Origin of the sequence: Staphylococcus succinus (genome assembly GCF_029024945.1) — a bacterium.
GTDB lineage: Bacteria > Bacillota > Bacilli > Staphylococcales > Staphylococcaceae > Staphylococcus > Staphylococcus succinus.
Map to the genome: position 1 here is coordinate 39,942 of NZ_CP118977.1, position 6,000 is coordinate 45,941.

At 31.1% G+C, this 6,000-nt stretch carries 6 protein-coding genes and 1 pseudogene; all 7 read left to right on the forward strand.

Going from position 1 to position 6,000, the window contains the following annotated elements:
* Window positions 1–94: 94 nt before the first annotated feature.
* The 7 genes and pseudogenes from PYW31_RS13510 (at window position 95) to PYW31_RS13540 (ending at window position 5,526) form a co-directional block, all read left to right on the forward strand.
* Window positions 95–220, forward strand: a complete 126-nt coding sequence (locus PYW31_RS13510; RefSeq protein ID WP_011867727.1) for a hypothetical protein — start codon at window positions 95–97, stop codon at window positions 218–220.
* Window positions 221–525: 305 nt separating this feature from the next.
* Window positions 526–2,376 carry a heavy metal translocating P-type ATPase gene (locus PYW31_RS13515; protein WP_025904410.1) on the forward strand — a complete coding sequence of 617 codons (1,851 nt, stop codon included), beginning with the start codon at window positions 526–528 and terminating at the stop codon, window positions 2,374–2,376.
* A gap of 63 nt (window positions 2,377–2,439) precedes the next feature.
* Window positions 2,440–2,676: a heavy-metal-associated domain-containing protein gene (locus PYW31_RS13520; RefSeq protein ID WP_011867729.1), complete on the forward strand. Its 237-nt coding sequence runs from the start codon at window positions 2,440–2,442 to the stop codon at window positions 2,674–2,676.
* 1 nt (window position 2,677) lies between these two features.
* Window positions 2,678–3,229 carry a Dps family protein gene (locus PYW31_RS13525; RefSeq protein WP_015728978.1) on the forward strand — a complete coding sequence of 184 codons (552 nt, stop codon included), beginning with the start codon at window positions 2,678–2,680 and terminating at the stop codon, window positions 3,227–3,229.
* Window positions 3,230–3,245: 16 nt separating this feature from the next.
* Entirely contained in the window at window positions 3,246–3,938 is a 693-nt protein-coding gene (locus PYW31_RS13530; protein ID WP_011867731.1) for a Crp/Fnr family transcriptional regulator, read from the forward strand.
* 98 nt (window positions 3,939–4,036) lie between these two features.
* A pseudogene (locus PYW31_RS13535) lies at window positions 4,037–4,792 on the forward strand (ISL3 family transposase).
* A gap of 512 nt (window positions 4,793–5,304) precedes the next feature.
* The gene (locus PYW31_RS13540; protein WP_015387309.1) at window positions 5,305–5,526 is read left to right on the forward strand and encodes a helix-turn-helix domain-containing protein; all 222 of its coding nucleotides are present in this window, start codon (window positions 5,305–5,307) and stop codon (window positions 5,524–5,526) included.
* The last annotated feature ends 474 nt before the right edge of the window (window positions 5,527–6,000 follow it).

Below are 6,000 nucleotides of genomic sequence, written 5' to 3' on the forward strand. Positions count from 1 at the left end.
AGCTTATCAATATACATTAAATGAAGAAGAAACAGAAATAACATTTACACTTAATAAATCTAGTTATACTGGAAATAAATCAGAAGAAGTAGTTATGAAATATACTATTGAGAAAAAAGATAATGAATATTTACTTACTTTAATTAGTGATAGTTCAGAATATTTTGAAAAGGGGTTTACAATTATATTAATCCCTCAAGAATTAGAAAGTACAAGTTAAAAACAATAATAAAAAGAAAACGGCTAGCATTGCGACTGCTAGCCGTTTAGAGAATAAGCTTAAGATGAATGAGCATTTGAGCTATAAAAAGGAATTAAATGCTAACAAAAATTATATGAAAGAGTAAATAGTCAATAATAAAAATAATTAGGTCATGAGTATATGTCCTAGTTATTTATATATATCTATCTGTTTAAGCCTAAATATTATTCGCTATATTTATTAGATAAGATTGATATAGGTCAAGTTTATATTTCTTAAAAACGAATACACTATGGTTAAACTAAAGTGTAGGAGAGGTTTATATGCAACAGACTATTTTGAAACATAAAAATCATATTACTGTTATTAGTGGTTTACTTATTATTATAGGTTTTATTGCACATTTTATCTTTAGTAATATGGTTATCTTTAATAGTGCTTTTATAATTGCTTCTATATTGGGTGTTATACCAATCGCAATACAGGCTTATCAGGCTATGAAAGTAAAAGTAGTGAGTATTGATGTTTTAGTAACTATAGCGGTTATTGGTGCTTTCTTTATTCAAAATTACGAAGAGTCAGCTATTGTTACTTTCTTATTTTTATTTGGATCATATTTAGAACAGCGTACACTTAAGCAAACACGGTCTGCTATTAAAGAGTTGACGGAAATGGCTCCAGAGACTGCTTTTAAGCAATTGTACGACGGACAATTTGAAGAAGTAGATATTGATGAAGTAGAGGAAGGAGATATTCTCATAGTAAAAACTGGGGCTAAGATTCCAGTAGATGGTAGGGTAACTACTGGAAAAGGACATGTAAATGAGGCTAATATCACCGGTGAATCTTTACCTCTAAAGAAAGAGAAAGGTGATGAAGTATTTGCCGGTACCATTATGGATAATGGGACTATTCAAATAGTTGCTGATAGAATTGGGGAAGATTCTACATTTGGTCGAATTATTGAGTTAGTAGAAGAAGCACAAGATTCTAAATCGGAAGCTGAACGATTTATTGACCAGTTCTCTCGTTGGTATACACCTGTAGTACTTATCATTGGGCTATTAGTTTGGGTATTAACTAAAGATACAGCACTTGCAGTTACTGTATTAGTACTTGGTTGCCCAGGGGCCTTGGTCATTGGTGTACCTGTTTCAAATGTCGCGGGTATAGGAAATGGTGCAAAGAATGGTATTTTGTTTAAAGGTTCTGAAGTGATTAGTCATTTTGCGAATGTAGATACAGTCCTATTTGATAAAACAGGTACCTTAACTGAAGGAAAGCCTGAAGTTAGCGAATTCGTTTACTATGGAAATAATCAAGAGGAGGATTTATCTTTATTATACTCGATTGAAAGGGAATCTGACCATCCCTTAGCTGTCGCTATTACAAATAAATTAGCGCAATATAAACTAAGACCTGTAGAGAGTACACAGGTTATAAAAGGTGGGGGTATAATTGCTCACGTTGACGGACACATTGTTGCAGTAGGGAATAAAACCTTAATGGAACAAGAAAGTATTCCACTATCTAATGATGTTCTTAAAGAATTAGATAAATTAGAAAGAGCCGGTAGTTCAATTGTATTAACGGCAGTTGATCGTCAGTTAATCATTTTAATGGAAATCCGTGACCAAGTTCGACCAAGCGTTAAACAAGACCTACAAAAATTAAAATCACTTGGTGTTAAAAATCTCATTGTATTATCAGGGGATAATCAAGGTACAGTTAATTTAGTTAAAAAGGAGCTAGGATTAACCGAGGCCCATGGCGATATGCTACCAGAGGACAAGCAAGCATTTTTAAAAGAAAGACAGTCTACTGGTGAAATTGTTGCTTTTATTGGTGATGGTGTGAATGATAGCCCTTCTCTAGCTATTGCAGAAGTAGGGATAGCTATGGGAAATGGGACAGATGTGGCTATTGAAAGTTCAGATATTGTTCTAATGAATTCCAATTTTAATCGTCTCCCCCATGCTTTAGGTTTAGCTAAAGGGACATACGCGAATATGCAACAAAATATTCTCATTGCTGTTGGTGTGGTGATAATATTATTGGGTAGTTTAATATTTAGTGAATGGATGTCTATGTCAATTGGTATGTTAGTTCATGAGGCAAGTATTTTGGTCGTTATTTTAAATGCAATGAGATTAAGAAGTTATCAATTAAGATAATTGATCCGTGTCAATTATTTTTAAAAAAATACCTTATATAATTTATTTAAAGGAGTGATAGATATGACTAAAGCAACATTAAAATTAGAAACATTAACTTGTCCATCATGTTTACAAAAAATTGAAAGTGGTTTAAAACAGACTGCTGGTGTAGAAAAAGATTCTGTAAAAGTGCTGTTCAATGCAAGTAAGGTAAAAGTGGATTTTGATGAAGAACAAGTCAATTTGAATACAATTGAAAAAGCTATTGAAAACTTAGGATATTCCGTTATTAGTTCAAAAGTAAAGGAAGGCGTATAAAATGACAACAGTAAATGAAAGACAAGAAAAATTAGCTGCTGAACAAGCCTATAAAGAACACATTCATCATACTAAGATTAATGCAGCAGCTGTTACAGATCATGTACTGGCTAATATTCATACCTTGCATGTAAAATTACACCAATATCATTGGTATGTAAAAGGCACAAATTTTTATTCATTGCATGAGGTATTTGAAAAACTATATAATGAAAATGAAACATGGTTTGATAAAATTGCAGAACGTTTACTAGCTTCAGGATTTAAGCCAGCATCAACAACTACCGAATTCCAAAAATTTACAACGATTTCTGAAGATCTGTCTGAAAAATATTATTCTGCTGAAGAAATGGTCTTACAGTTAGTAGAGGATTTTAGATCTAACCGTGAATTTACCATTCGTGCAATGCGTTTAGCCCAAGAAGAAGCAGATGATGCGTTAGAGGATTTACTAATTAGTTATAAAGATTATTTAGATGTAAATATTTGGCAACTTCAAGCCTTTGTTAACAAGGATGCGCTAGAAGACGATGACTATATAGATAATGATTAATTAGGAGGAAAGTTGTATGGCACACCATCATCACCATAGTCATGTAGATTGTATACGTTTAGTTCCGATTTTTAACCACCTAAATGAAGAACAAATGAGTTTAATTGCACAATCAGCGCATGAAGTACATTATGAAAAGAATGCGTTGTTATTTGGAAGTGGTGATAAAGATGACACACTATATATCGTAAATAATGGGCGTGTACGTATTTATAACTTAAATGAATCCGGTCGTGAACAAACTGTACGCATACTAAATCCTGGTGATTTTATGGGAGAAGTGGCTATTTTTCAAACTGAAAGTTACCATTCTAATTATGCTGAAGCAATATCAGAAGTAAGTATATGTAGAATTCATAAAAAGGATATGAATGACTATTTAGATGCTTACCCAGAAATTATGAGAAGAATCCTATCAGACGTTACGAAACGTTTACAGGTATCAGAAAAGCAAACGATGCAGGTTGGTATGGAGCAAGTAGAGTCTCGTATTATTGATTTTCTATCAGAATACGTTGAGAATGAAGAAAATCATACTTATGTGACCTTACCAATGTCAAAGAAGGATCTAGCTTCTTATTTGGGTACAACTCCTGAAACAATAAGTCGAAAGTTTTCAGCATTGGAAGAAAAAGGTTTAATTAAACAACATACGCATAAATATATTGAGATATTTGATTTAGATGAATTATTATTTTCATCAAGTTAAAGTGCCGAAAAAACCGTAAGAGGATAATACTCTCACGGTTTTTTGGGTATACAAAAAGGCCATGAAATCCTAAAATAAAGTAAATTACCACAATATACTTGAAAGCAGGAAACATTATAGAGGATCGAAAACAGCAGTCGTTAATTCGGTATTTCCATCGCTATTCTAAAGAAGCACGAGCTGCAGTAAAGACGATTTCAATGAACTTATATTCTCCATATATAAGTGTTGTTAAGGCTTTTTTCCCTAATGCAAAAATTGTTATTGATCGTTTTCATATCGTACAATTACTAAATAATACAATTAACTCAATGTGGATTGCAGTCATGAATGAAATCAAAAAAAGTCGCCCTACAGATTATCGAAAACTAAAAAATCAATAGAGATTGATATTAAAAAATGCTGATTATCTCGATTTTTCAAACTATTATTATCATCGCCTATACCATGAAAAGATGACTGAGCAACGTATGGTAGATTATTTATTAAGTCTTTCTCCGAAATTACAACAAGCTTACCAAGTGATGAATGACCTTAAATTTGCGACAGAAACTAGAGACTACAGTTACTTATTAGCCACTTTACAAGATTTAAAGAAAGTCAGATTAAATAAAAAGGTAAGAAAAACGATTAATACACTGGAAAGATTCTTACCATATGTCGAAAATGCTTTAATTTATCGTGTTTCTAACGGTCCTACCGAAGGTATGAATAACAAGATTAAGTTAATCAAACGTACAGGATATGGCTACGCAAGCTTTAGAAATTTCAGAGCCAGAATTCTATTACAATTTAAACTGATCTTTAAACCATCTAATCCACTACCTGCGACTTTCCAACCAGTTGCAGCTTAAATATTAGACGATGACACTTGTTAGCTTTCATTATTAATTATCCAACTCTTGATCCGACTTTCTCGCCTAAGGGCGAGAAAAGGGTCATGCTTATCTTGAAAATAAACATGGCCTTTCAGTTATTAAAAATTTCATTTAAATCTTAACTGTGATTATTTACTTTTGGTCCCCAACACTATTTGACACAGAACCTTTCTAATTAATTATCATTTACGGTTTTAATTTCAACAATATCAGATAAAATTTGTATTCTATCTTCTTGCGTTAATACATTCATTATCTATCCCACCTTTAATAAAATTCCCCTATAACGGCCTTATAAAAATATTATTATATTAAAAAATAAAATAATATTTTATTACTATTTTATATACTTATAAACCTTTAAATTTTACAATGTAAAATTTAAGTTTGGTCAGCTTGCTGGTGAATATTCCCAATTCCTTTAGGATTTTTTCTAAAGAAAAAATAGAGACTTAATAAAATTTGGATCAATTATAAGAGAACATAGAATGAATTTATCTTTAAAAAAAGATACAAGGAGTTATTTCTTAGATGATCGAGTAAGACAAGGATTAATAGAATATGAAGATCTATCTGTAAAGACTTTAACTAATATTGAAAATGGATATAATTTACCTAGTTTATCAACTTTGAAAATATTATCAACTGCTCTAGAAATTGACTTCTTTCAAATATTAGCAGAGGTGTATGACTATATTCCAAGGCAATGAAATGTGATTATACTCAATTATATTTCATTGCCTTTCTATTTTTTTGATTTCATTTGTTTTTGAATGAAGGGATCATAAAGATAAAAGCTATTAATGGACTCTACTTTATCGTATAGAAAATAAATATATTAACTTCGAGAAGTTTATCTATTTAAGGTAAGCCCTAATCAGTCAGTAATGAATGTTTGTGACTTTACCTGCTAATTTAGAATAACTTTTCTTGATAAATGATAAAGCTCAATATATTCACTATTCCATTTTTTATATTTTTCGAAATTCCATTGATAAATTATAAAAGATCCCCTCATTTTCATTAAAATCATTTAATTTTTCTAAACAAATGGCCACTCTCATTATTGTGGATATGAGAGTGGCCATAAATTTTATTTGTTTACTTGTCTATTTAACAAAGGGGATTCTCATTGCATTTGTGAATAACTAACTAAATACTTTAAAGCTTTAAAATGATAGACA